Genomic DNA, 25,782 nt, shown 5'->3' on the forward strand with positions numbered 1-25,782 from the left:
GTCGATCGCCTTGGCAGTCACCAAACGCTCCCGGAAAAGCCACACCTTGGTTGCATCCGGCACCGTCGTCCAGGCCAAGACCCAGGAAACGCTGCAACGAGAGCCGGTCCTTGATCCGGAACCCGGTCGCATCGTCTGACAGCGAGTAGAGCGCCTGGAGCACCAGGATTTAAACACCAGCACTGGGTCGAACGGCGAGCGTCCCTTTGCCGCGAGGGCTACGACGCAGCGCGGCGACCAACGGTCCGCGGAAAAACTCGAAGTCGACCAACCCTGCCAATAACTCCAGCGAATCTCCTGCAGCGCTCAGCGCGTCGTGCCGGTTCAAGGGATGGAAACCACGCTGTCATGCCATCAGCGCCTCCGCTGTCGCGCCGACGCAGTGAATCAGCCCAAGCCGCTAGGCGCCAGCGGTCTTTTGAGGCGTCCAGTTGGCTTGATGCCAATTGACCCATCAAGCAGATTCGTGGTCTTCAGCCCTATAATGGCAACAAATTGGTAGCACATCGGCAGCTTGCGGCGCACAATCCAAGTGGCCGCCTGGTGAGAGCACGACGGATATATGGTATGGCCCACTCTGCCATGCATGGCGGTTAGCGACTGGTTATTGTCGAAACGCCAGAAGAGGGCTCAAGACATAATTCTTGCAAGGTTTTTTGGCTATCCGATTTCCGTGGCCAGCGAGGGGCGGATATATGCGAAAAGCAGAAGATGCGCTCGTGGCATCGAACGTCATGGGCAGGAGCGATCATCTTCCCGCATTGGACGGGATTAGAGGCTTGGCGGCACTGCTAGTTGTGCTCGCACATCTACCTAAAATCGGCCTTGCATCGGCGCCAGCCCCGCTTAGCGGCCCATTGGGCGTGATGCTGTTCTTCATTCTAAGCGGCTTTCTAATGGGTCATTTGTACCTTGCTAAGCCGTTCGACAAGGCATCCTGTAGTCACTACCTTGCCGCTCGCGCTGCAAGGGTCCTGCCTCTTTACTATTTAGTGGTGGTAGGTTGCTTTATACTGTCACATTTGATCGGCGAGGACTTCGCGTTTTATATTTCGGATAAGCGAATACTTTATCTCATGTTGCTGTCAGGACATGACTACGTTTTCTGGTCAATCCCTCCCGAAGTTCAGTTCTACTTTGTCTTTCTGCTTCTGTGGGGACTGGGGCAGCGCGGTCGCTTGGTGGCCTGGCTGCCGGTTGCTGCCTTTCTAGTATCGGTCCTATTTGTCCTTCGACCCGTGTTTCCTGGGATTTCGGCCCTCGGGCAGTTGCAGATCTTCCTCACGGGAGTAGCTTTTGCGGCGCTCCGTCGCGTCGTTGTAACACGGATCTCTCCGAGCGCAGCGTTGGTGGTGCAGATTGGCGGTCTAATCGCCTGTTTGTTGATAATCGGGGGGATCCTCCCAATTCATAGCTTGTTAAAGGGAGTGGGCCGGTCCAAGGATGACGTTGCCTATGCGAGTTTACCGCTTGCACTTGCGGTAGGCAGCGTGCTGCTGGCGTACACGGTGGACACCCGCTTCGCACGAGCGCTCTTCGCCAATCGGGTCGCGCAACAACTCGGGGCATGGAGCTTTGGGATCTACCTCCTTCACTGGCCCATCATGTATGCGGTTCACCAGATGCTAGCAGGGTTCCTGATCCCGCAGATCGCGGTCGGAATGTTAGGTCTGACAGTGACGATTGGCGCGGCTGCTACGGCATATTACCTCTACGAGATGCCCATGCAGAAGGTTCTTCGGCCTCGACTAGCTCGCCTACTGGATCGTTCTTTCGCAATCGGGAACGGGCCAGTAGGGTCAACGTCAACGCTCTAAGCCGCTGAGCAAGGAAACGGTAGTCGTTCGCAAACAGCTCAGTCTCTGCTACAGGCTTTGCCATTCCATTCACAGGGGTGTCGGATCTTGATCGACCACAAGCGGGTAAGCGTAATTGTGCCGGTATGGAACAACGCAGCACAGCTGCTACGCTGCATAAGGGCGTTGCAAGACCAAGAATATCCTCAGCATCTCTACGAGGTAGTGGTTGTGGACAACGGATCTACGGACGATACGGCAGTTCGAGCTCGTGAGACGGGAGTGCGCGTGCTTGAGCAGCCCAAGCCAGGGTCATACGCCGCCCGCAACTTGGCTATTGCCGAGACTCACAGTCAATTTCTCGCCTTTACCGATTCTGACTGCGTTCCGGACTCTCGGTGGCTATCGACTGCTATGGCACGGGCTGAGCGTGAGAGCCGCCTAGGTGTGGTAGCGGGACGCATCGTGCTCTTTGATGACGATGCAGACGGTAGTAGCTGGGCACGCAGCTATGAGGCACTGGTCGCCTTTCCGCAGCACCAAGCAAGTGAAGGGACCTGCGCAACTGCCAACTGGCTGAGCCCGCGCAGCGCTATCGTTGAGGCTGGCGGGTTCGACGAAACCGTTAAATCAGGCGGTGACCACCATATGGGTATCCGCCTACGCAATTCCGGACTAAAGCTGGTCTACGAACCCGACATGATCGTCCACCACCCGACGCGGGCTAGCTTCGATGCGCTGCTTGCCAAGAGGCGACGCCTAACCGGCGGTCATTGGGACCGCACAACGGGTCCGATGCGCCTGCCCCGGGCTGTAGCACGCAATCTTGTGGAAACTGGTCGGCGCGGCAAGAAGATCCTCGTCGCACGCGATGCTCCACTAAGCGAACGGTTGAAGGCAGAAGCGATTCTTGTCGCACTGGGTGTGGCGGATGTTGGGGAATACATCCGCCTGGGGCTGGGCGGCAGCACCGTACGCTGAATCACAATGGGAGCACTGGTTATGGCCACAACAATTCCCTGTGGCATCGGCCGAGGCGGGGCATGGCCCGCCTCTCCTCGACAGGCTGCCGCAGGAGCGGCTGTGCAGCGCCTGGCGATCGTCACCGTTGTCGCCGGTGTCATGTACAATGCGCTGCTTGCTATACTAGCAGCGCACGGTGTGGCGATGAACGTAACAGTCGTAATTGCCTGCGAGATCCTGATTCTTCTAACAGCACTCGGGGCATCGGCAATGGGAGGGGCGCGGCGCAGCGACGCCCTGCCGTTGGGCTACATCTATTTCTCTGCCACGCTGACGCTGGTGATGTCGCTGGCACAGACGAGATTAGCAATAGATGGATTACGAAACGTACTCATCATTGCCGGCTTTACACTGCTCGGCGGCCGCGTGAACGAACGAACGGTACGCACTGTTTTCACGGTCTGCTCTGCAGTGATGCTGCTCGTATTAATCTGGGAGATTTCTGCGCTGGAGTCCTATGCGGCTACCTTTCGCCCAGCGGACTATCTTGCCGCAACCCGCGGCTACGCGGTTCAGGAGTTCTACGAAGATGTTGGGCTCAGCATCGGAACTATCGCGTATAGTAGCCGTTTTTCTTTTGGCATTTTTACCGGGCCGCGAACATCGTCAATCATGCTAGAGCAGGTCGGCATAAACTGCTTTGCAATCACATTAATGATCTATTCCTCCTCTTTGTGGTCTCGTCTTTCTATCATGGAGAAAATTCTATTAGCCTCCACGATTGTTCTCATAATATTATCTAATAATGCGAGGATGGCATCCTTAATTTTACCCGTTATTATAATTGGATACTTCGTCTTCCCTCGACTCCCCCGGTATCTTAACCTTGCAATCCCAGTGGTCCTTCTGGCTGCCATGCTGCTAGTCTTCCAGTTTCACCCCGTGCGTATCGGCGATGACCTGATTGGCCGTCTGGGCGTCACGTACAAGTTCCTGTCGCGGTTAACTCCGCAAGACCTCCTCGCTGGTAACCCTCGCTTGCTAACCAGAGCATTCGACACGGGCTACGGTTATACCATTGCGGCAAACACGATCTTTGGGGCGTTCGCCTACTGGACGTACCTGACCTTTGTTGTCCCGCAAGACAGCGCTGCGAAACGTCGTACTGCTTGGTCGATGAACACATATATCTACCTCTGGCTTATGGTCGGCGGAACTGCATCTTTTTCGATGAAGACGGCATCGCTGCTTTGGTTTCTTGTTGGCTTCATACGTGTCTCGCCCGGTGATAGCGATGATGTACACAGGGTGCTGCCTAAACGGCTGTGAGTGGTTCCACGCCGACAGATGAGTTCGAAATAGACCTTGGTGCGCTCATCGTAGTCGCGCTGAGAACCACATAAACAGTGCCCGCAGTCCCTGGACTAGGAAGCATCGCCGATGGCTGGCAGCCCAAGGCTTCGATCATCCTACCCGCCAAAATGGCTTCGAAGAGATGCGGCTACACGTGAGTAAAATCGACGACGCGCGCGCCCAAGCGGTCCCATATCGCCGGGCGGTCGATCTGATCAGTGCCGGAATGGCGAGTATCGAGCATAAACTCGGCTTCGGTCAGGCGAAGCGGGTCATTCTGCTCGATGAAGATCGTCGGACCTACTGCATTGGGCGGCAGTTCGACCGCCAACATCGCGAGGCGGCGCACGGTTACCCTAATTTGCCGCAGCAGACCCTGGCCCCGAACAGCTCGCTCTACAAAGATGTAATTCAGCGCCACAGCTGCTCTAGGCCATCCAGGCCGCTCCGGCATGGCAGTCACCAATGAATTCGCTCCGCTCAGCAGCGTGCCAACCTCATCCTCCAGGACTGCTACAAGTTCTCGGTGCTTGCGTCCGAACGCTAGACAGTGCGTTTCATTCATACTCCTTGCGCCAGTGATAATAGCTTTGCTCGATAACCGCGATCCGCCGACACGCATCCACCGTCGTCCCGCCTTGCGCCAAAACGATCTCAGCTTCACGTAGCTTCCCGATAATCTCTTCCGGCTTGTGCCTCTGCCCTTTTCTAAACTCCGCATGATCCAAAATAACAGAGATTTCGGACCACTCAGAAGGGGGCAGATCAGTTACCTGGCAGGACCATCAGTGCACACTCGTACATGCGAGACTTTTCACCCATAAGGGAAAGGGAGCGAAACAACCGCAGGCTGGCGGGTGCTGCCGCGCAGCGGAGTGCAACTTCCGAGAGGACAGCGAGAAGCACGCGCTGATGATAGGCGTTTGAGGCTAGTCTGCAATGCAGCATCTCTGTTACGAGTTGCCGTTCGCGCGCTATGACTTTCGTCGTCGGACACTCATAGCATCGCGCTCGGCTAGCCTGGCCTCTCACGCGTCGCTTCGTGTTAGTGGCGAGTTCCCGTGATGATGGCACCGATCGGGTCGGCGGGTGCTCTGACCTTGTGAGGCTTCGATTGACTTTTGCGTGCTTGCGCTTGCGCGGTGCGCTTAGGAAGCTCTTGTTTTTGATGCCTCGATTTAAACAACGGGTCCCTACCAAAACGTACCGAGGTCTTTTCGGGTCGTACGAACGTCGAAAGAGTGGAGAGTTGCGCATCGGCTAATGCTGAATTTACCGCGATCGTCCCGGCTACGGATAGGAAGCCGATCTTGATGAGCTTCCTGTAGTCTTTAATGATGAACATAGATCAACCTCGTCGCCCGGACTGCTACAAAGGATGTTGAACATACCGTCGCCGTCTCGGCAAGCTACATGTATGACTCGGTTCAACGATTAGCTTGCCTACGTGTGATCCGCTGGTCTTGGTTGAAGAGATGCGGCCAACTTAGCCGACAAGAGCAGCGACCGCTTGCAGCGAAACGGCGGGAGAGTTATCCGGAAACCGTAGACCGAATGTGCCCGACCTATATCACAGGTCTGATTGGGCCAAGGGTCGCAGGAGCATCCAACCTATGGCAGCTCACTCCAGTGCGAAAACCTACGACTTGCTGCATCTTTGATCGGGGGCGGGCTGTGGGACAGCGCCTACCCCTTCTTGCCGTCCGCGGATCCTTGCTCAGGCGGGTCGGAAAAAGAGTTCAGCGTGTTAAATGCATGAGTTCTCGTCGCAGGGCCTATCATGCAGATCGGCACCCTGTTGGACCTCGGCAGGCGTGACAGCCGGCTAGTAGACGGGGAAAGCTCCCAAACGGCGTCAGTCTTCGAGAGCCAAATAGTACCGCGTGTGGTTGAGGGTGCCTTACTTGCGCAGAGCTCCCAGTTCGCCCAGCTCGGCAAGGTCGTGCGCGGCCGTTGCCATAGCGGCATCGGTGATGGTTCGGTAATTGCCCAAAGTTCTCAATTCCTTCGGCAAACAACGTACGCATCCGATAGCGGCCGTGGTTGACGTGTAGCGGCGAGCGCGCTTGCGTTTAGCCTCGGTCGAGGAACGCCTCGAAGCCTTCGTCAGCCAACGCTCGTCGGAACGCTGCATTGGCGTCGCGATCGGTTTCTGCCGTCCTTTGCCGCCGGCCATACGAACCGACCTTTCTCGAGGCGTTTGGCGTACAGGGACATGCCGATGCCGTCATGCCACAGGATCTTGCAAAGCGATCCGCTCCGCCCACGAAAGACATACAGATCGCCGGCATGATCGTCCTTCTTGAGGCACTGCTGGACCTTGAGGGCCAGTGAACGCATGCCTCGGCGCAGAGATGGAAGACTAACTCGACGCTGCTCTACAGTGTAGCTGCCGAGTAGCAGCGCCTAAGAGCGTATAGGAACGCAGCTGCCGGTACCGCCGGCCCCAGAACGGCTTCTCGGCCATCGCCGCCTTCCGGTTCCGCTTCGCTCCACCTCCAGGCGCCAATGGCAACGCAGACGACAATGCACTAACAATCATCACGGACCACTCAGTGGGGGCCGGCCAAGACCACAGCGTAGATGCCAACACCTATCATTGCCCACAATGCCGAGGTCGCGCCGACGATGATGGCTAGGCGCTGACGGATCGGCAGCTTTTTGTCTGAAGAAACCTGATGGTAGTTGTTAACGAGCATGTTCTGCAGATGCCGCGCGTGAGTAGCGCTGGAGCCTGATGCGGATAGGCGCTCCTGGGCTTGCTCCAGTTGCGCGAGCCCGGCGTTATACTCCTCCTCCTCGTCGAAGTCGGAGACCTTCAGCTTAAAGGCTTGCGGCATAAGAACTCTCCTGTGGATCGATCTTGTGGCGTGCGCAGCTTTCGAGAGAATGGAAGCGCATAGTAAACCAGGTATTACTGGCGCAGTGCTTGTCACAGAGCCCAGTTAGCGCGCAGAAAAGCGCCTGCAAACGGACAGAGCTACGGTAGCAAGTGGCTGAAGGTCTGCCTGGTTGTCCTGCATTCTGCGCGGTGCTTCATTCGATGCTGCAGTGGGAGGTTCGATGTCTGAACCGTGAAGATTCCCATTAACGCTGAGATGTGATTTAAGACATCACCATGCCTGAGCTCGCCAGGCGTCTAGTAGCGACGACTCAGCTGTAGCTCACTCCACATCAACGCGCTTCCTCGGGCGTTACCGAGCAGCCTTAACGAAGGATTCCCTAGCGAGAAAACTCACGAGATTGCGCGGATACTAGCTTTGGCTTACACAATGAACGATTTTGCGCTAACATCGGCCATGGCTTAATTCAGTGGGGTTTTGAGTGGCAGGATCGAATGCAGTTGTCTCTCAGATTGGAGATCTCGCTTCAGCCGGCGAGAAGATGATCGAGCGTTTGCGCCGAAAGGCCTTTCTGCCGGACAGCCGCAAGGGACTGACCGTAAGATTCGGCATCGCTGAGGCGGCTCAGCTCCTTGGCTGCTCCACAAACCGGATTCGCATGGCCGAGGATGATGGGCGCCTTCCCCCTCCTCCGGCGGGAGAGAACGGGCGCCGGCTCGGCTATTCGGTTATGGAATTGCTCCACATGCGCAAGGTGCTGCGCGCCTCCCCTGCTCGCGCTTCTATCGATGTGCCAGCGATTATCGCGGTTCAAAATTTCAAAGGCGGCGTCGGCAAATCCACCGTGACGACCCACTTGGCTCATTACTTCGGGGTGCAGGGATACCGCGTGCTGGTTGTCGATTGCGACAGCCAGGCAACGACGACCACGCTCTTTGGCTTCAATCCTCATTTCAACGTCACGCGTCGGGAGACGCTCTACCCGTACCTTTCTATTGATCCAACCCAAACGAACCTCCACTATGCAGTCAAGCGCACGCCGTGGCCGAACGTCGATCTCATACCGTCGAACCTTGAATTGTTCGATGTTGAATACGAACTCGCCGCCGCCGGCTCGGACGGACAGTCTGTCCTTGCAGCGCGCTTTCGCAAGCTCAAACAAGGTCTGATGGACCTTGCTAGCGACTACGATATTGTCATCCTCGATCCGCCGCCTGCCCTCGGCACGATCAGCCTAGCAGTCATGCAGGCCGCAAACGCTCTGCTCGTACCGCTGGCCGCAACGACGCCTGACTTTTGCTCGACGGTGCAGTTCCTTTCGATGATGGACCAGGTACTCGAACAACTCACCGGCGCCGGAATCTCGGTAGACTACTCGTTCGTGCGCCTGCTCTGCTCGAAATTCGACGGCAACGATCCGAGCCACGACATGGTCCGCTCGATCATGGAACAGACCTTCGGCCCAGCCCTGCTCCCGGTTCCTATCCTCGACAGTGCCGAGATCAGCCATGCGGCAATGCGAATGATGACAGTCTACGAGCTTGAAAAGCCGATTGGAACGCCACGCACGCACAAGCGCTGTCGCGCCAATCTGGACGAAGCGTTGGGGCAGATAGAGCAACTGGTCCGCACAGGCTGGGGACGCAGCCAGGAGATGGATGAGGAGCTTTTAGTCAATGGCTAATTGGAACTCGCCCGACGGAGGCGCCCGCGCCAGCAGGGGCGCATCCATTTGGATCCACTGTACACCCTCTATGCTCATTGTTTGGTATCGTTTTGTTCCCGAGGTAAGCAATGGCCGGTAAACAACACGATTATCTCGCCGCTCTGCTCTCCGACGATGAAGAAGCGCTCTCACCGTCGTCAGCCGAACCCGAAGTGCGAGCCGAACGCACGCGCGGCACCACGCTTCTTGATCGCGCGAGCGCCCTCGCTCGCGTCGCTAGTGGTGAAGTTCGGCAAGTCACGCAGCTAATGCTCGATCCCTCGAGAGTCCGTGTCTGGACAGGCAATGCGCGCAATTACGCTAATCTCTCCGAAGCTTCCTGTCGCGAACTCATCGATTCAATCGTTGCTGAAGGAGGGCAGAAAGTTCCTGCGGTAGTGCGGCGGATTGAAGGCGACCCACAGCATGACTACGAGGTCATCGCGGGCACACGTCGGCACTGGTCGATATCGTGGCTACGCGCGCATTCATACCCTGACATGCAGTTCGTTGCGCAAGTTGCGCAGCTTGATGACGAGGCCGCTTTTCGCCTTGCCGATCTGGAGAACCGTGCCAGGCTCGACGTGTCTGACCTCGAGCGAGCGCGCAACTATGCCGAGGCTTTGAAGGCGCACTACGGTAATCATCTCACTCGCATGGCGGAACGCCTCAAGCTATCCAAGGGCTGGCTGTCGAAGATGCTAAAGGTTGCGGCAATCCCCGATGTCGTACTCGCCGCATTTGCGTCCCTTCACGACGTGCAGCTTAAGCCCGCTTATGCGTTGGCCCAAGCCCTCGACGACAAGGACCATGCCGTCGCAATCCGCAAGGAGGCAGCGCGGCTTGCGAGGGAACAGACAGTACGCAGAGCCGAGGCTCGCCCCGCCCTGCCCTCGGCCGATGTGCTCAAGGCGCTGCTCGCTGCGCCCACGGCGGATGCGTCAAAATCACAGCCTGTGACCGTAGTGCTTCAGCGTACCGGACGTGCCGTTGTCACGCTGCGATCCAGCAATCGCCAAGGCCTAACTGTGCGCCTGCACGCAGGTTCAGGCGCACAATTGGACGAAGTCCTAAATTGTGTGCGCAACCTGCTGTTGCAACTCGATGAGGAAGGCCAAGGATTGCAGCCGTGACTTGCTGGGTTAAATCTGAAACGAACTGCGACATCAGCGATTGCTGTGCCCACCAGCATGTTTCCCCGGGGAAACACAACGCATGTGTTTCCCCGGGGAAACACAACGCATGACGCAGGGCCGCAAAGCTTCGACAAGTGAGCAGGTTGACCTGCTTCTGCCCTATATTGCTGAACTGCCCTTACGCGATCAGCGCGAGATGATGGAGCGGCCATTCTTCAGCCTCGCCAAGTCGCGACGGGTCAAGCCAATTGACTACACCAGCCCTGACGGCAAGGTGCACGTACACGTCTCCGCGAGCCCAGAATACGGCATGGCGACAATATGGGACGCGGACATTCTAATCTACTGCGCCAGCCAGCTTGCCGATATGGCGCGGCGAGGGGTCAACGACATTCCCCGCAAGCTGAACCTGATGCCATACGACCTGCTTCGAGCAATCGGACGGCCAACTACGGGACGTGCTTACGAGCTGCTTGGGCAGGCACTGGACCGCCTCGTCGCCACCACGATCAAGACCAACTTGCGCGCCGAAAATCGGCGTGAGGCGACGTTCTCATGGCTCGATGGCTGGACGCAGTTGGTCGACGAAAAGACCGAACGTTCACGAGGTATGACGATCGAGCTTTCGAGTTGGTTCTGGGAGGGCGTGATGATGAAGGGCGGTGTGCTCTCGATCGATCGCGCCTATTTCAACATCACTGGTGGACGCGAGCGTTGGCTGTATCGTGTCGCCAGGAAGCACGCAGGCGGGGCGGGGCAGGGAGGCTTCGCTATCTCGATGCCCGTCCTATTTGAGAAATCCGGAGCGGAAGGCGAATACCGGCGTTTCAAGTTCGAAATGCTCAAGTTAGCCGCCAAGGACGATCTACCTGGCTATAGTTTGGAAGTTGAAAAGGCCAAAGACGGCGAGCCAATGATCCGCATGCGAAGGATGGACGGTAAAGGCGGGGCCGAGATCGGGCTGCCAAACGCCCCCCAAAGCGACGAACAGAACTTACTGGAAGGTTTTGGTCCCCAGAGAAGAGAGAGAACCACCAGCTCAAACGACGCGTACATTCCGCAGTCCGGCGCCAAGCAGGCTGACGGTGTTTCCCCAGGGAAACACCCTGCAGTTGTCGATGCGCGTAAACTCATTCGATCAACGATCGCTGGCCTTTCAGAGGCTGCGACGCGCGGCTTTATGACTGACGAAACGATCGACTTGCTACGGCGTGAGTGTCCCGGGTGGGATCTCCATGCCCTCCACGCCGACTTCGAACGCTGGGTCGTCAGCAACCCCGATCGCTCGCCGGCAGACTGGCAGCGTGCGTTCATCGGGTGGGTAAAGCGGCATCACAGTAACAATGGCCATCTACTTCGCAGCTAGCGGCGTTCCCGAAATGTCGTCGCTGTGCAACGTTTGCTACAAGGCAAACATGAGCTCCACCCATCATGTGGAAGATTGAACGTGGTTTGGAGACGAAGGGCAAAAAATGGCTCAACTCCTAATGGTCGACTCCAAGTTTCGACACTTTAGGAACCGCCAACCCGCGATGATCGGTCTAACGGGAACGCACGGACGATCCATCAGGAACATGTCCGTCGGCATTTCAGGAACGGTAGGCCGATCTATCAGGAACAGGTCGAACATCTAAATCACGGAATAGATCTGGGTTTTTGCTGCTCGCCGGCTCAGTAACCTTGTAACAGAATCCGTAAAACAATCTAACCGCACGAAAGTATTCTAGTTCGCCGGATTTTGAAGAAGGTGATCTGAACTGCGCCTGCGCATGCTGGCTTTGTGCTGGATGCCCTTTGAGCAGGCGCAAGAAGAAAACGCATGTTCGCAGCCAACCTCGGCCACTCGGCAGCACAGCCGGGTGGCCTTCTTCCGCTTCTCGACGAGACGCTGGACACGCTAGTAGCCGGTCTTGCTCCCCTACATCCTTTGCAACCGCCTCAGTCGTGATACCTGCAAGCGTTACGATCACCTGCAGACCGGCAGCGGTCTACGGTAATAACGGGCCAGTTTGGTGCGCGGGAGGTCCGCATCTGCCTCGCCGGCATCGCAGCATGCAAAATGGATGGTACAGGCCAGGCCAACGGCATCGTCCTGCAGTCTTTGCTCAGCGGTCCCGTGAAGCACTGGTCAAGCCGATAGGACAAAACCAGAGGGCCACATTCTCGCGCATGGGCCTGCCATGCGGTGCCAATCAGAGGGACCGAAAAAGGCATGTCAACTGCGGCTTGATGCGCATCGCCCCGCGGCGGTGATCTGTCTCACGCTGTGCGCGGCGGCTCGGCGCTAAATTGGCAGCATTAGCGGTGTCAGCATCGATGCTAGAACCGGACGGGTTGGTTTCATAAGGGGACACCGCTCCAAGCTCCGTATGGCAGGTTGGCACCGGGAGCCATCCGCTGTTATTCTTCAGTAGCAACCACAACGAGGTTTAGCGTGCGACGCCTACTTATCATTGCGATCATCACGATCGCTGCTATCCCTCTGGAAGGTGACTACTGGCGTCCGTTCCTTGCGATCGCTGCCGCTGTGATCGGCCTCATCGAGGTACAAGCAGTGCTTGACCGGCGTAGGGTACGAAGGATGCGGGAAAGAACATCGAGGGCGGAGTAACTAGCTCCGCTGCGATAGATTAGGAGATCGCATGACCCCGCCACTCGAAAGCGCTGCGCGCGCGCTCTGCAAGCTTGATGGGCACCCTCACAATGCGGAGATGAACGGGATAACCCTATGGCAGGACTATCTGCCAAAGGCGCGCGCGGTGTTGCTGTCCGTCCGAGAGCCAAGCGGTGCAATGCTCGCCGCAGCCGACGCATTGCCTTGCTCTGTCGATACAGCTGCACGCTGGAAGGCCATGGTCGACGCAGCCCTGTCCTAATGACATCCCGCCCACGCGAACAGCCTTTTATCGTGTTCCTGATCGTAGCTGTGATGCTGCTCTATGGCGTCAAAGGATGCACCGGCTAGGGCCAACACCGCGCCGATAGAAACTGGCGGAATTGCACCGAAGCGGCGGTCGACAGGTAGGCGCATGATTGCAGACCACGGCAGCTGCAAAACCTTAGCTCGGGCCTCCGGATTGCGCCGCACTTGCACAAGTCGATCGACCGCAAAACGGCGCATTGGCTTTGGTGCGCACGCGCGCAGCTGTAATTGGATGTAATGGCGTGTGTCCGGCCCCGACTGAGTCCTCCGTGATGATTGTTAGTGCATTGTCGCCTGCGTTTTTGAGTCGTAGACCGGCCAACTTAGAAACAGGTCCGCACGAGCCCGGTATCTCCGACCTTTCAGGCCGGAGCGGAGATGCCGTGCGCTAACACGACAACCGACAAGAATCGAAGCCCATAACCCGGTCCGCGGGAGTGATATGTTCCTTCATGCGATCGCAACCATCGTGTGGCAGTCGCCGCGGTACACGTTGAGGCTTGAGCTCCACTTAGATGCAAGGAAAGACCCTAACGATGTCCGACAACCAGTTTCGCAAGCCCGTCAAGAAAGCCGTTTTTCCTGTTGCTGGTCTGGGCACGCGATTTCTTCCCGCGACCAAGGCCATTCCCAAGGAACTGCTGCCGATCGTCGATCGCCCGCTTATCCAGTATGCGGTGGACGAAGCGCGGGAGGCGGGTATCGAGGAGTTCGTCTTCGTCACCGGCCGCGGCAAGACCGCAATCGTCGAGCACTTCGACACCGCCTTCGAGCTGGAGGCAACCATAACCGGGCGCGGCAAGTCCTTGGAGCCGCTCGAATCGACGCGGATGAAGCCGGGCAATCTCACCACCGTGCGCCAGCAGGTGCCGCTCGGCCTAGGCCATGCGGTGTGGTGCGCCCGCGCCGTTGTCGGCGACGATCCCTTTGCGATCTTCCTGCCCGACGAGCTGATGTACGGCTCGCCCGGCTGCATGGCCCAGATGATCGAGGCCTACAACGAGGTGGGCGGCAACCTGATCTCGGTGCTCGAAGTGCCGCGCGAGGAGGTCTCCAGCTACGGCGTGATCGCGCCCGGCGAAAGCCGCGGTGCCCTGACCGAGGTCAAGGGCTTGGTCGAGAAGCCCAAGGTGGACGAAGCGCCTTCCAACCTGATCGTCTCGGGCCGCTACATTCTCCAGCCCGAAGTCATGGGTCTGCTCGCCACGCAGGACAAAGGCGCAGGCGGGGAAATCCAGCTGACCGATTCGATGGCCAAGCTGATCGACACTCAGCCCTTCCACGCGGTGACCTTCCAGGGCCGGCGGTTCGACTGCGGCTCAAAGCTCGGCTTCGTCGAGGCGACCCTCGCCATCGCTCTCGACCGGCCCGACATGGGCGCGGACGTGCGCAAGATCGCGATCAAGCTGCTGGGGTAGGTCGGTCTGGGCTCATACCGGTGCCGGTGTCAGCTAATGAGACCTGTGCGCGGGTGGTTGTAGACACGCAGGTTGATCACTGATTCAATGGGTTTTCCCAAGAGGAGAGCAGGCGTTGGCGCAGCGTTCGGTAGGGGCGCTTCTTGATCCGCTTTACCCAGCAGCTAAAGCCGAGCCGGCCTGGCCGCCTTTGGCCATGTTCAGGGCGCTGCTGCTATCGATCTGGTACGAGGAAGTCTCGGTAACCTCGGCCAACATCAACGACGGCAAGGCGGGCCCTGGAGCCTTGCCCGATAATCCCGGGAGGTATTTGCCAACAATGCCTACCGCGGTGCTCACTTTTGCAATGCAGTCCTGGCAAAAGGCGGCGTCCCCCGGATCGTCGCGACCGGAAATGTGGGGACGCGACGAGCAGGAAACGCTGCGTAAGCTTCACGAGCGGAATCAACCCAACCATCGCGTACGCGGCCGGATCGAAAAGATCTTCGGAACGTGGAAGCGCCCCTACGGCCTGCGCCTAATGCGATGGCGAGGCCTCCCCAAAGCTGCCGCCCAGGTCCACCTCACCGCCATCGCCTACAACCTCAAGCGCACGATGAACATTCTCGCTGCTTCCTGAGAGGCGACGACAACGGCTACACACACCCCAGGAATCCTTTCCAGCGATTTACAATCACCCGCGCACAGGTCTCATAAGTGTCGAGCCATGGTGCCCACTTGTTCTTTGAGTCGACAGGCAGCTATGGTCCGCGGCGGGCAGCAAACATCAACGGCAGGGCGCTCCGCTTCATTCGCGAAGGCAAGGCCGGTGGCTTCCCTAATTAAAGGTTGGCAGCACGTCGTTAGATATGACGACGCAGCTCGTACTCGTGCTTATAATGATCTAGGGTGGAGATGGTTGTGGAGATTTAAGGCTATTCCGACGGAATCGGCTAATTGGGACCCGAGCGCTGCGCTTGAAGCAGCACGCGCGATGCTGACCGTAGATACTAAGAATTTGAAGGCGTTGCAGGTCTCGGCTGCCGCATCACGCCAACTATGCAAGCTTGAGCAAGCGGAACGTTTCGAAAGAACCTTGGTAGAAAGTCTACGTGCGGTTCCAGCCATTGCCGCCGCTAATGAAGCGCTGAGCAGCGGTGAGCCGACGAAAGCCGAGCAAATTCTATCTGGTCACTTAGCAAGGTTTCCAAACGATGCAGTCGCGCTAGGTATGCTAGCAGATGTGGCGTTGCTCGCGGGGCGAGCGATCGATGCGGAAGCGCTGCTGCTGCGTGCGTTAGCATGTATTCCGAGTTACTTGCTAGGTCGGAAGAAGCTTGCTCGTCTGTTGCAGCGCCAGAACCGTTGGCAGGAGGCGATTGCTCTAGTTGACGCTGCGCTGCCGTCTTGCATCTGGGGGCCCGAGCTCTTGCACCTCAAATCGGCGCTACTTGGCCAAATCGGGCGGAACGAGGAAGCGGCTCTGGCGAACGCGCAATGCATCTCGTTAGGGCCAGATCGAGCAGTTCCCTGGCTCAGCCAAGCGCGGCTCTTGGCGCAGGTCGGAAGAAAAGCGGAGGGCTGCGAGGCGGCGCGCAAAGCTATTGCCCTCAAGCCTGACTTTGGGGCCGCATGGTGGACGCTGGCTGATCTTGACCCTGCCAGCCTAACTGACGCGGACATTAGCCAGATGACCGCCATTGGCGACCGCGCCGCAGTGAACGATGATTTCGTTACTCCAATACACTTCGCGCTAGGGCGTGCCTGGGAGAGGAGAGGTGACGGCGCGAGATCTTTTGCGTGCTACTCGCGTGGCCACACCTTGCGCCGCCATCGCTTCCCATACGATGCTCGGGCCTTCTCGGGCTCGGTAAGTAGCTATTTCAAGTCAGTAGATACTGCCTTCTTCGGGGAACGCGACAGGCTTGGTTTGACGAGTGACGCACCTATCTTCATCGTCGGCATGCACCGTTCAGGGTCTACCCTTGTGGAGCAGATCCTTGCGAGCCATCCAGACGTAGAAGGACTGGCGGAACTGCCTTTGGTAGAGCAGATTGCACATGGCTTAGGCGCTCGGCGAGAGCACCCTCTGCCGCCCCAAGTCCTTGCAACCCTTGGTCCAGAGCGGGCCCAAGCACTCGGCGAAACGTATATGGCCGGAGTGCATCCCTACCGGCGAAGCGATCGACCTCGATTTACCGACAAGATGCCTGGGAATTGGCGTCACCTTGCCTTGATTCGCCTGATACTTCCCCATGCCCGGATCATCGAAGTGCGGCGTGATCCTCTCGATTGCTGCGTCTCAAACTTCTGCCGCTATTACGCTCACGGTCAGGGTCACGCCGATGCTCTCGCTGACTTGGGCCGCTATTACCGTGACTATGTAGCTTTCATGGATTGGTGTGGCGAGGTGCTTCCACAGAAAGTCCACCGCGTCCGATATGAGCGGCTCGTCGAAGATCCCGAAGGTGAGGTACGTAGGCTACTCGATGCCTGCGCCCTGCCGTTTGACCCTCGCTGCTTGCGCTTTTTTGATACCGAACGGCCGGTGCGCACTCCCAGTGCGCAACAGGTGCGTAGGCCGATCAACAACGAGGGGATCGGCCGGGCTCACCTGTTCGCGCCGTGGCTCGCGCCATTGGAAGAGGCGCTTGGACCACTGCTCCCAGCGCCCTCCAGCTCTGTTAAGCGACGATGAGATCGCCGATGCCCGCGGTCGATCCCGCAAGACTGTAGACGAAGTAGTCGGTCCCGCTCTTGCTCACCAATCCATCAAATTCGAGCTTCAGATTGGCGTTGAAGTTGATTGTGCCCTCATTCTCTCCGAGCTGTAATAGGCCGTCCGCGCCCAGGTTGATCAGGTTGTCTCCATTGCCGTCGGCGAGCTTGACGGTGGTGACAAGGATGTCGCGCTTGCTAAACCCGGAGATCGTGTCGTTGCCAGTCGCCGCGGCACCGGCGACGTCGAAAAATAGCACGGTACGCGTTGAGCTGCTTCCGCTGCCATTCAGCAGGTCATTGCTGACGCTGCCTTCTCGAACGGTGTGGCCACTCCCAGCAACAGGGCGAACCCGCGCGTCGGCGTAGAAATATTCACCGGCCGAACTACCCAAATAGCGTAAACCGTTCGAAAACGATGCACCATCAAGAGTGACCTGATCCTTGTCAGTCGAGTCTAGCTCAAGCGCGTGGTTCTTGGACCAAGTAACTAGGCCGTCGGCGTTGCGATCCGCAATCGCCGTTTGAGTGACTAGAGCATCCGTCCGGCCGAAGTCTGTGATCCGATCAGCGCCAGTGTGACCGAGCGTTTTGAAGATGAAGGTGTCCGCGCCGGCATTGCCTGTTAGCACGTTGTTCGTCTGATTACCGATGATCCTGTCGTTGCCTCCGCCCCCGATGGCGTTCTCTATTACCACTCCGTATGCGATAGAAATATTGTCTTTGAAAAGCGGACTTGTGATCCCATAGGCTGCCTTGATTGACTCGTAAAAGGCCGCCGCCTCCGCAGTGCGTGGCGCGAAGTTGAGCACAGCGCGATTGGCGTTGACCTGCTCGAGGGTTAGGAACTTCTCGATCCCGCCGCCAGACGAGAAAGCACCTTCATTTAGATCAATCGTTGATGGCGTGTTCCAACCGGAGAAATCCAGCGTATCATTTCCGCCCGCATCCCAAATCGTGACAATCGGCCGCGGGTTCTTGCCGAAGTCATACGCATCGCGGTTCGCGTTTGAATTGAAACCGTAAACTGTATCGCCTGTCCGCGTTGTGGTGTCTGCACCGTAAATCTCTTGAATTGCCGCAATGTCGTGAACAAGCGGGGTCGCTGCGTATGCGAAGTTCATAAGCGACCAGTCAATGTGCTGAGCTCCTGTCTCGTACGAGTCAAAGTAGCTCATTACACTATACTGGAGCGAGTCTTGGGCGAAAAAGGCATCGGCCTGATATGTGATTGGATCCGGCTCACCGTCGCCGTCGTCGTCGTCGAGTGCATCATAGTCGCCCGGGTGGCTGAGCCCGAGCGCATGGCCGGTCTCGTGGATCATGGTCAGAACCGAGTAGTAGCTGTCTTGCAGAGGAGTGAAGTTGGACGAGACGAAGCCGTCGATCCAGACGTCGCCGCTGATCCGGCCGATCTCGTCGAAGTCAAATTCCTCATAGTAGCTGTCGTAGATATTTCCAAATGGAAGATAAGCATAGGCTTGGGCGCCGCCCGTATCGGTGTTGCCGTAAGCGATGTCGGCATTGAAGGACTTGGTCTCTCGAAATGAGATCCCGATTAGATCATCCCAAAGACCAATTGCCTCGCTCGCTACGACTTTCTGCGCCGTCGTAAAGGGGTTAAAAGTTTCTGGGTTTGCTTCCGAAAAGGCGTCCGTACCAGTCGCACTGACATAGTAGCTGTTGGATAGCTCCTCCTGGTTCAGCCAGAAACCGAAGTTAAGGATGCCATCGTCCAGTTCACCGTAATTGTTTGTATACCAATCCCAGCCCGTGCGGTTCAGATTTTCTGCAATCTGCTCGACGGTCCAGATCGCTTTGTTCGCGTACTTCCCGCCTGCAAGGGGATCAAGAGAGAGCCCAAGCGGGTAGGACGAACCGTGCTCAAGATAACTGCCTCTGATCGGTTCCATGCGCATTCCTCTGTTTAAACGACCAAAGACTTTTTAACGTACGGTAGTGTGGCTCAGTTTGGAGTTTCGATGCGAAGGCAGAGCACGGGTTAAGGTCGCAGCGACAATTCGGCGTAAGTCCTCTGACGAGGCTGCTCGGGCAAGCGCTACTCGCGGAACCGTACGTCTTCCCTGCGAATCATCAATGCTGATCACGCGCTCAACACTGAGTTGAAAATAAGGCAGGCTTTTTACCTCGAACAGTTCGGCATGAATGAGCAGGCTTGAAGGCGAGCGTGCAGCTACAGAGTTGCTATGAAAAAGCTCGACCGGGTAAGGCGACAAGCGCCGCGCCTCTTCAAAAACGATATCGCACAATTTTGTCGGCGCAATCTTCCCGAACGATTCTTCATCACACTTTATCAAGACACGATCCGCAGAACTCCAGATTTCGGAAGGCGTACTCGCAACTCCGTAAACCGACGTCACGATTGCCGTTGCCAAGATGACAAGGCGGCTAACCAGCATCGTCTGTTCATGCACGCGACTCTCGGATCAGCTGCTGCGGCTCAGCGTCCATCAACCGCTGGACTAAGTCAATACATGGTTAAAGTTTAGTTAAGATGGCTTTCCTCTAGCCTTAGGGAGGTGAGCCGAGGCTGAGGCTGACAATTGGAGCGCGCATAACAGCTTGCGAAAGCCGGAGCGAACAGTCAGACCCTGAACAGACATGCAGTGGAGCTCTTGCGGGAGCGTGCGAAGGGAACCTGCAGCGGCGTTGCGAGCTTAGGTAGGAGCAACCCGCGCTCCAAATCTGAGGTTCGCGGATACAGCCAGCGCTTATATGTAGTACATGCTTTTGGACTATGGGTCAGCGGGCCTTGACGCAACCTAGGGTATGGCAACAGACGCGGCCCAAAGCCGCTCAGCTAGACCCAAGCTCCACCTAAAGCGAAAGCCCCTTCCACCGCTAGCGGCCGCGATCCCTCGTGAAAGTGCCTTTAAGAAAGTGGGTATCTTCAGCTGCTTCAAACTGTTGTGGCGAACATACTTGTATGCGTGAGCGTGACCAACGAGAATGACGAGGCCTGTCGAACCATGAACGACTTGGTGATTGCTCTTAAGCGCGCCGCTGTTTTGCTGCGTACAAGAGCAACGCTGGATCCACAAGGAATGCGACCAGTACTGCGGCAATGGAGCTCTGCCTTTCAGGCCGGCTCGGGTCGATCGCATGGTTGCACCCAGCGACGTTCCGATCGCAATGCTTACCGGAGCATGCTTCGCTAGGCTTTTAGAGCTAGCTACCACTCAGAAAAGAGGGATGTGCTCCTGCAAGATAGATGCCATTCTGCGAACCGGCATATGATTCTACATAGCAAATATTATCATCTCGGCTGAGAGTGGGAGAAGATACTCTCCGCCATCATAGACTATGCTTGGCAGCGTTCAAGGTATTCGAGACGCAAGGTTTGCGGATCACAGAACAGATCTCGCACCCCGCGGTGTCGAAAAGCATTCCACCAACGCTGCCAACGATGTTCCTTCGCGTCGTGTCGCATGTGGCAACGCTGACATAGGGCTGCGAGGTTCGCCGGATCATTGTCGGTTGGGTTATGGTTCAGGTGAGCGCAGGCGAGAACCACATATGTGCTGCGGACCTCCTGAAGCAATGCCCCGCCAACTTTGATGACCCTGCCGTGATCGTTTCGCCAGCGATGGGCGAGAGCGTCCCACCACCGGCCGTCGCCGAGGTGAAGGACCTTGCGCATGTGAGGGCGCTTGCAGCGTTCGCAGCGCGATCGAGCGCGGCCGAAGCGGATCGCGTTTGATAGCTGCGGCCAGTCTATCGGGTAGAACCACCGGTTCTCAGAGCGGATCGGCATGGCCCTCTCTGAATCATTTCCGCTGGATTTGAAAGCACTTTGTACCTGGTTTATCCCCGGAGTGTTCCACCGTTGTTCGCACTGGATGACTGCCCCGAGGTCAGGAACCCTTGACCGGTAAGCTGTATTAGAGGAACATATGCGGAACACCCGGGTCAGATTTCATGCCTGTCGCGAACGAGAAAACACAGCCGATCCTCGCGGAATTGCGGCCACTCGTGTCCCCTCTGGTGGCGGAGCATCTCCAGATCGACACGGTACACGCGTACTTATGCGCGGATGTCTTTGGTAAGCCCGAGTCCTACTACGACGGCCATTGCACGTTCATGACGGCGCTTATGCCCGAAATAGCACATCATCTAGACGAAGCAGGGCCGGCTCTCAGCGGTGACTTCGGCTCACTCAAGTCTAACCTGTGCAAGTCCCTCGCGCGACGGCTCGTGCAGGACGTCATCAAACATAACCAGGTTGTGGAGCAAGCTCCGCGCACAGCGTTCGAATGAATTGTCAGCGATCCAATTTACCTCTAGCACCTAAGTTCCCGCGATTCACTCGCATGGGCCTGAAGGGGACTAGTCCCCGAGAACTGAGGAGCAGGCTGGATGGCTAACACAAAGCAGCGGGCCGACCAGCGCCAGCGCCTGCGCCGCGAGGGATATCGCCCGATCGAGCTCTGGCTTCCAGAGCAGGAGATCGAACGCATCGACACTATTAAGGAGGAGCTTGGCTACGAGTCCAGAGCCGAGCTGTTCACCAGACTGATCCGCAATCTCAAGCCGATGACGGGTGCGCAACACCACCCAGACCAGCCCGAGCTGCGCATATAACAAAAAAGGCTCGGTTGGCGCCGAGCCTTTTTGATTGTGTCGCTAGGGAGGAAACCCCCGCGAGACGGGATGTAATCACCCCTTCTCCCTAGCGACAGATGAATTTTGGCGCAAGCGATTTTGCGCACAGGACACCTGTGCCTTTCGCGATCGTCAAACCTGGACGCTGCACGGCCTGCCGTGCGGCACGTTTGAGCACACGAAGTACACGGAGGAAGCGGAGCCAAGACGAAAAAAAACCCGGCCAAAGGCCGGGCCCCCGGAGGGTGAGCAATATCTTGCACCGCCGTTTTAGGCGCTCACCCGACATGTTGCAAGCTTAGACCGCGATTCCGCGGCTGAGGACTGCTGCGCTCAGCGTCTTGCCCGCTCCTCGCATGCGAGGGAGCGAATGAATGCCTATAACCTGCCGATCCGGCCAGGACCGACGTGCGAGCAGCACGTTCGGAGATGCCGTGCAGCTCGGCCGACTCCTGCAGTCGGTTCGTGTCCCTATCGAGTTTGACGGCAACGGCCTTCCCATCCTGGAGGACGCTGCCGCGATCGCCGATTGGGAGCGTCACTGCCGGCGTTTGCTGCAGGAGCGCTTCGGACAGCCCTCAACGCTGGCACACCGAACCGCAGCCGGCCGCGACATTCGCCGCGCGGTCCTTCAGGTTCTACGCCGCCTAGAGAATGGATCGACATCTGCCGGGATCACCCGCAAGCAGATCGCCACGCTGCGCCAGCTCGTCCTGATGTGCGCCCGCGAGCAGGATTGGGCCTCCGCAACAGGTCCGATCGTCGGCGCCAGAAACAGCGAGATCGCGCGACGTCTTGGCGGTCGAGATCCTGCAGAAGCATTGAAGCCCCTCATCAGACATGGCCTGATTGCACCGCATAAGCGGCGCGGTAACGGCCATCGCTACTTTAAGGTGCTGAACAAAGGGCAAGATCACGAGATGATCGAGGCCAGCGGCTTCGCGATCGCGCCGGCCATCGTCCTTCTGGAAAGCCTCGAGCTTATCGCGAGCTACGAAGAGCATCTGGTAGAGCAGCATATCGCCCTCCCCCGGCAGATCGCCGCCACGCTCAACGAGGCACGCGGGCTCCTCGCACCCTTCGCGGGGGCCGAATGGACGCGTGAGGCCGAGCAGGAGATCAAATCGATCAACGAGCGGTCACACAACGCCAAGAAGGGCGGCCTCGAACGGAAGCGCGCCGTCCTGGACGATGCGGAAGCGTTGCTTGCCAGGCTAGAGGCGCGTGTTCAGGGCCAGATTCTCCCGTGCGCCGACAGCTCCGCGGGAGTGGAAATCGACCCGCTAGGGGGGGAAACCACCCCCCACATATACAGTGAGACTTATGACTCACATGGTTCTTGTAGTGGCGATCCAGGGGACCGTAGCGGAAATGAGAGCGCCCTCCCCCCTGCTCCGGCTCAATGCGAGAGCGACGAGTTCGGGATTTCGAGGACGGGCTTCGAGTGGTCAGAGGTCCCGGAGCTTTTCCCATTCACGCGAGGGATGATTCAGATCGATGCCCGATATCTGAGGCCCGCGGCTATGACGCTGGCGCGGCTGATCGGGATCGGCAGTCTCGGACTCATCGAGCGCGCTATCGCAACGATGGGCCTAGAAGCTGCCGTGATGGCGCTTTTGGTCACCGGCCAACACTCAGCCGATGGCCAAATACGCCGCACGCCAGAGGTCTACTTGCGCGGATTGATGAAGCGTGGCCGCGAGAAGGATCTGAACCTGGGTCACACCATCTTCGGCCGCCGGGAGCTATCCAGAAAGGCCGGCAGCACTGATCTGACGGTGTGCCTCGATGGGTGATTGCAACGGAAATCCCTGTGGTGCTGTTTATCATGTAGAAAACCCGGCATGGTAGACCGCGCTCATGAACCAAGAAGCTCTCTCGGCCTGGATCGCGCTCTATCTCGGCGTCGGCATCTTCGCGGCGCTGTGCGCAACGGGCGCTGTGCTGCAAACGGCATACGAACTCAGGTCGGGAACGTGGCGCCCTGCCCTGGCCTCGCGCTTAGACTACACCCTTGCCCTTCCCCGGCTCTGGCTACGCTGGCAGGTCAACTACCTGCGCGGCATGCCCGTCATCCTCGTCGGCGCCGGCCTGTTTGCCCACCACCTGGGCTTCGCCGTACTGGGCAACGTCTAACCAGCTCAGAACTGTGCGAGCATTGCCGTGCGGGTTGTGGGGCGGCCCGCCAGGCCCGAGCTGGCGACGGGCACAATCGGGCCTTGTGCTATCGCCCACCGCACGTCCTGCAGGATTGTGCTCACGTAGCCAAGGGTCTCGCGAAAAGCCGGCACACGTCCATACTGCCGGATCCTGCCTGGACCGGCGTTGTAGGCACCGAGCGCCAGGTCATACCGCTTGAACTCGTCGAGTTGCGCTCGGAGGTAGCGAGCCCCTCCCCGCAAGTTCTCCAGGACGTTCCATGGGTTCGCGACGCCTAACTGGCGAGCCGTTCCCGGCATCAGCTGGGACATCCCGATCGCGCCTTTCGGGCTCCTCGCTGCGGGATTGTAGCGGCTCTCCTGAACCACGAGCGCATCAGAAGATGCGTCGGAACCCCGGCCTCGCAAGCCGCCGCGGCGACCAGGCCATAATACTCGGCACGGCGGCGCTCCGTGTCGATCTTCAGGCGGGGATTTGGACGGTACGGCTCCCAAGTACAGCCCTCCGCTATTGCCGGAAAAGGCGAAGCAGCCGCAGCGATGCTAGCCACCCGACGGGTCCTCCCTCTCATCCAACCTGGAACGGCAATCTCAGCAGTGGGCAAAGGTTCGATCTGCGAATCGATCCCTTCCTGCTCCGGGGTCTGTGCCATGAATGAGCCTAGCGCTCGTTCGACAGCAGGCCCGGGTTCGGGATCACCCTCTATCTCTGATGCGCTACCGATCGGCGCCGACTGTGCCACTTGCGTGAAATCAAGCAAGACAGCAGTTCGAGCCTCGACTGCGCATGGAACGGCCGCTGCAGCAACAGCGACGAGTATGGAGATTTTCATTTCAAGCACCTTCGAGTTTGAGGCGCTTGGTTTGGATATCGCGGGGGCCTTCTATACCGAAGCGGGCGCAACATCAATGTTTTGAATGCCGCGCTGCCCGTCAACCGCACCCGTCACGGCACCTTGCACGGCGCCATGTTCGCTGACCTGCGACGGACCAAGCTTAAGGGCGTCGAATAACTGGTGCGCCTTTTTACCGGATTAAACAATTTACCGGGTAAGTTGACTAATCCGGTTGACCATCTTACCGGGTAATGGCACATACCCGGTTAGTCCGCTTACCAGGTATGTGCCGGATAATTACATTTATCCGGTAATCAGCCGAGAGCGCTAAAAGCTAGTCAGGGGTGGCACATGCCTACGATCGTGTTTGCATCTTCAAAAGGAGGCTGCGGCAAAAGCACCGGCGCCGTCCTGCTCGGCACTGAGTTCGCCCGGCTTGGCCTAAACGTGACAATGCTAGACTGCGACCCCAACCGGTCGCTGACGCTTTGGTCCTCAGCTGGCCCCCTGCCCGAGCGCATCGCCGTCATCAATGACGTCACGGAAGGTCAGATCATCAAGCTGATCCAGAAGCACGACGTGGACGGCAATGTCGTGATTGTAGACCCGGAAGGCGTCGCATCGCGCCTCCTGTCGCGCGCTATATCCCAGGCCGACCTCGTCATAACGCCTATGCGCGGGACCACTCTCGATGCGACGGTCGGATCCCGGGCGCTGCAGGTGATCCAAGAGGAGGAGGAGGCGCTCGGGCGCCGGATTCCTCATGCCATTGTTTTCACGATGACCAAAGCGGTCCGATCGAAGCAACATAGCGGCATAGCGAAGTCGCTCCGGGAGCAAGGGGTCGACATCATCGAGCCCGAGCTGATGGAACGGGCGGCATTCTCCAGCCTCTTCGCCTACGGTGGCGATCTGCATTCGATGCCGGTGCAAGGCAATCTCGATGCGGCCAAGGAGAATGCGTCCGGGTTTGCAAGAGCGGTTATCACGCGACTTACTGATGGAGACGATTCATGAGCGACGACTTCGCAATCAAGCTTTCGTCGAAGCCAAAGCCCATCACGCGAGCTGCCGAGAAAGCTATCGACAACGCGGGCGAGGCTGCGGGCTTTGTTTCGCGAGAACCGGCATCCCGACGTGGCCGGCGACCGAGTCCGCGAACAGGTCAGATCCATGCGAAGGTGATGCCCGATGTTCAGGACGAGATCGCTGCGGCCGCTGCCGCCCGCGGCGTCACGCAGGGGGTTATAATCGAGGAGGCTTGGAAGGCTTACAAATCCGGTAAGTGAGATCACCTGGTAAGAGGTTTTACCCGATAATTCCGTTAACC

The 25,782-nt window shown here is 58.1% G+C and carries 24 protein-coding genes and 2 pseudogenes; 16 read left to right on the top strand and 10 right to left on the bottom strand.

What is annotated here, in order from left to right; translation table 11 throughout:
* A pseudogene (locus tag GV044_RS16090) lies at positions 1 to 328 on the bottom strand (transposase); the annotation flags it as partial.
* A 406-nt stretch (positions 329 to 734) separates the two neighbouring features.
* On the opposite strand from GV044_RS16090, the gene GV044_RS16095 reads away from it, so the two are divergent.
* The 3 genes from GV044_RS16095 (at position 735) to GV044_RS16105 (ending at position 4,088) form a co-directional block, all read left to right on the top strand.
* Positions 735 to 1,817, top strand: a complete 1,083-nt coding sequence (locus GV044_RS16095; RefSeq protein ID WP_236555035.1) for an acyltransferase — start codon at positions 735 to 737, stop codon at positions 1,815 to 1,817.
* 87 nt (positions 1,818 to 1,904) lie between these two features.
* On the top strand, positions 1,905 to 2,777 hold the full coding sequence (locus tag GV044_RS16100) for a glycosyltransferase family 2 protein (RefSeq protein ID WP_159872747.1): 873 nt from the start codon (positions 1,905 to 1,907) through the stop codon (positions 2,775 to 2,777).
* Between the two features lie 21 nt (positions 2,778 to 2,798).
* Complete coding sequence (locus GV044_RS16105; protein ID WP_159872749.1) at positions 2,799 to 4,088, top strand: hypothetical protein; 1,290 nt, start codon at positions 2,799 to 2,801, stop codon at positions 4,086 to 4,088.
* 172 nt (positions 4,089 to 4,260) lie between these two features.
* On the opposite strand, the gene GV044_RS16110 is transcribed toward GV044_RS16105, so the two are convergent.
* From GV044_RS16110 to GV044_RS16130, 6 genes and pseudogenes are all read right to left on the bottom strand, one after another.
* Positions 4,261 to 4,533, bottom strand: a complete 273-nt coding sequence (locus GV044_RS16110) for a hypothetical protein (protein ID WP_159872751.1) — start codon at positions 4,531 to 4,533, stop codon at positions 4,261 to 4,263.
* Between the two features lie 142 nt (positions 4,534 to 4,675).
* Positions 4,676 to 4,840 (bottom strand): annotated as a pseudogene (locus tag GV044_RS16115) (transposase); the annotation flags it as partial.
* A 317-nt stretch (positions 4,841 to 5,157) separates the two neighbouring features.
* The gene (locus GV044_RS16120) at positions 5,158 to 5,457 is read right to left on the bottom strand and encodes a hypothetical protein (protein ID WP_159872753.1); all 300 of its coding nucleotides are present in this window, start codon (positions 5,455 to 5,457) and stop codon (positions 5,158 to 5,160) included.
* Between the two features lie 555 nt (positions 5,458 to 6,012).
* Positions 6,013 to 6,288 (bottom strand): hypothetical protein, encoded by a 276-nt coding sequence (locus tag GV044_RS21920; protein WP_201299140.1) that lies wholly within the window; start codon positions 6,286 to 6,288, stop codon positions 6,013 to 6,015.
* On the bottom strand, positions 6,219 to 6,452 hold the full coding sequence (tnpB, locus tag GV044_RS22840) for an IS66 family insertion sequence element accessory protein TnpB (RefSeq protein WP_159872755.1): 234 nt from the start codon (positions 6,450 to 6,452) through the stop codon (positions 6,219 to 6,221). Before tnpB ends, GV044_RS21920 begins: the two co-directional genes overlap by 70 nt.
* A 212-nt stretch (positions 6,453 to 6,664) precedes the next feature.
* Positions 6,665 to 6,952, bottom strand: a complete 288-nt coding sequence (locus tag GV044_RS16130) for a hypothetical protein (RefSeq protein WP_159872757.1) — start codon at positions 6,950 to 6,952, stop codon at positions 6,665 to 6,667.
* Positions 6,953 to 7,496: 544 nt separating this feature from the next.
* Here GV044_RS16130 and GV044_RS16135 point away from each other — a divergent pair.
* The 6 genes from GV044_RS16135 to GV044_RS16160 all read left to right on the top strand — a co-directional run bounded on the left by GV044_RS16135 (position 7,497) and on the right by GV044_RS16160 (position 16,814).
* A complete protein-coding gene (locus tag GV044_RS16135; protein WP_159872759.1) occupies positions 7,497 to 8,639 on the top strand; it encodes an AAA family ATPase in 1,143 nt (380 codons plus the stop codon).
* A gap of 110 nt (positions 8,640 to 8,749) precedes the next feature.
* Positions 8,750 to 9,793, top strand: coding sequence for a ParB/RepB/Spo0J family partition protein (locus GV044_RS16140; protein ID WP_159872761.1), 1,044 nt, complete (start codon positions 8,750 to 8,752; stop codon positions 9,791 to 9,793).
* 109 nt (positions 9,794 to 9,902) lie between these two features.
* On the top strand, positions 9,903 to 11,162 hold the full coding sequence (locus GV044_RS16145; RefSeq protein ID WP_159872763.1) for a replication initiator protein A: 1,260 nt from the start codon (positions 9,903 to 9,905) through the stop codon (positions 11,160 to 11,162).
* A gap of 2,093 nt (positions 11,163 to 13,255) precedes the next feature.
* Positions 13,256 to 14,137: a UTP--glucose-1-phosphate uridylyltransferase GalU gene (gene galU, locus GV044_RS16150; protein ID WP_159872765.1), complete on the top strand. Its 882-nt coding sequence runs from the start codon at positions 13,256 to 13,258 to the stop codon at positions 14,135 to 14,137.
* Positions 14,138 to 14,252: 115 nt separating this feature from the next.
* Complete coding sequence (locus GV044_RS16155) at positions 14,253 to 14,756, top strand: transposase (RefSeq protein ID WP_201299138.1); 504 nt, start codon at positions 14,253 to 14,255, stop codon at positions 14,754 to 14,756.
* 354 nt (positions 14,757 to 15,110) lie between these two features.
* Entirely contained in the window at positions 15,111 to 16,814 is a 1,704-nt protein-coding gene (locus GV044_RS16160; RefSeq protein WP_159872767.1) for a sulfotransferase, read from the top strand.
* Here GV044_RS16160 and GV044_RS22655 read toward each other — a convergent pair.
* Both GV044_RS22655 and GV044_RS16170 read right to left on the bottom strand, forming a co-directional pair.
* Positions 16,801 to 18,747, bottom strand: coding sequence for a M10 family metallopeptidase (locus GV044_RS22655; RefSeq protein ID WP_305778439.1), 1,947 nt, complete (start codon positions 18,745 to 18,747; stop codon positions 16,801 to 16,803). The two genes, GV044_RS16160 and GV044_RS22655, sit on opposite strands and share 14 nt — an antisense overlap.
* Before the next feature lie 33 nt (positions 18,748 to 18,780).
* Complete coding sequence (locus tag GV044_RS16170; RefSeq protein WP_159872769.1) at positions 18,781 to 19,269, bottom strand: hypothetical protein; 489 nt, start codon at positions 19,267 to 19,269, stop codon at positions 18,781 to 18,783.
* Between the two features lie 1,504 nt (positions 19,270 to 20,773).
* On the opposite strand from GV044_RS16170, the gene GV044_RS16180 reads away from it, so the two are divergent.
* From GV044_RS16180 to GV044_RS16195, 4 genes are all read left to right on the top strand, one after another.
* Positions 20,774 to 21,112, top strand: coding sequence for a hypothetical protein (locus tag GV044_RS16180; RefSeq protein ID WP_159872773.1), 339 nt, complete (start codon positions 20,774 to 20,776; stop codon positions 21,110 to 21,112).
* Positions 21,113 to 21,211: 99 nt separating this feature from the next.
* On the top strand, positions 21,212 to 21,436 hold the full coding sequence (locus GV044_RS16185; protein ID WP_159872775.1) for an antitoxin MazE-like protein: 225 nt from the start codon (positions 21,212 to 21,214) through the stop codon (positions 21,434 to 21,436).
* A gap of 455 nt (positions 21,437 to 21,891) precedes the next feature.
* Complete coding sequence (gene repC / locus GV044_RS16190; RefSeq protein ID WP_159872777.1) at positions 21,892 to 23,253, top strand: replication initiation protein RepC; 1,362 nt, start codon at positions 21,892 to 21,894, stop codon at positions 23,251 to 23,253.
* A gap of 64 nt (positions 23,254 to 23,317) precedes the next feature.
* Entirely contained in the window at positions 23,318 to 23,593 is a 276-nt protein-coding gene (locus tag GV044_RS16195) for a hypothetical protein (RefSeq protein ID WP_159872779.1), read from the top strand.
* Positions 23,594 to 23,598: 5 nt separating this feature from the next.
* Here GV044_RS16195 and GV044_RS16200 read toward each other — a convergent pair whose 3' ends face one another.
* A complete protein-coding gene (locus GV044_RS16200) occupies positions 23,599 to 23,985 on the bottom strand; it encodes a lytic transglycosylase domain-containing protein (protein ID WP_236555031.1) in 387 nt (128 codons plus the stop codon).
* 378 nt (positions 23,986 to 24,363) lie between these two features.
* Between GV044_RS16200 and GV044_RS16205 the strand changes: the two genes are divergently transcribed.
* From GV044_RS16205 to GV044_RS16215, 3 genes are all read left to right on the top strand, one after another.
* Positions 24,364 to 24,534 carry a hypothetical protein gene (locus GV044_RS16205; protein WP_159872781.1) on the top strand — a complete coding sequence of 57 codons (171 nt, stop codon included), beginning with the start codon at positions 24,364 to 24,366 and terminating at the stop codon, positions 24,532 to 24,534.
* A gap of 269 nt (positions 24,535 to 24,803) precedes the next feature.
* Positions 24,804 to 25,469 (top strand): ParA family protein, encoded by a 666-nt coding sequence (locus tag GV044_RS16210; RefSeq protein ID WP_159872782.1) that lies wholly within the window; start codon positions 24,804 to 24,806, stop codon positions 25,467 to 25,469.
* Positions 25,466 to 25,741 carry a chromosome partitioning protein ParB gene (locus tag GV044_RS16215; RefSeq protein WP_159872784.1) on the top strand — a complete coding sequence of 92 codons (276 nt, stop codon included), beginning with the start codon at positions 25,466 to 25,468 and terminating at the stop codon, positions 25,739 to 25,741. The genes GV044_RS16210 and GV044_RS16215 overlap by 4 nt, the downstream gene beginning before the upstream one ends.
* The last annotated feature ends 41 nt before the right edge of the window (positions 25,742 to 25,782 follow it).

It is taken from the genome of Novosphingobium sp. 9U (assembly GCF_902506425.1).
Lineage (GTDB): Bacteria > Pseudomonadota > Alphaproteobacteria > Sphingomonadales > Sphingomonadaceae > Novosphingobium.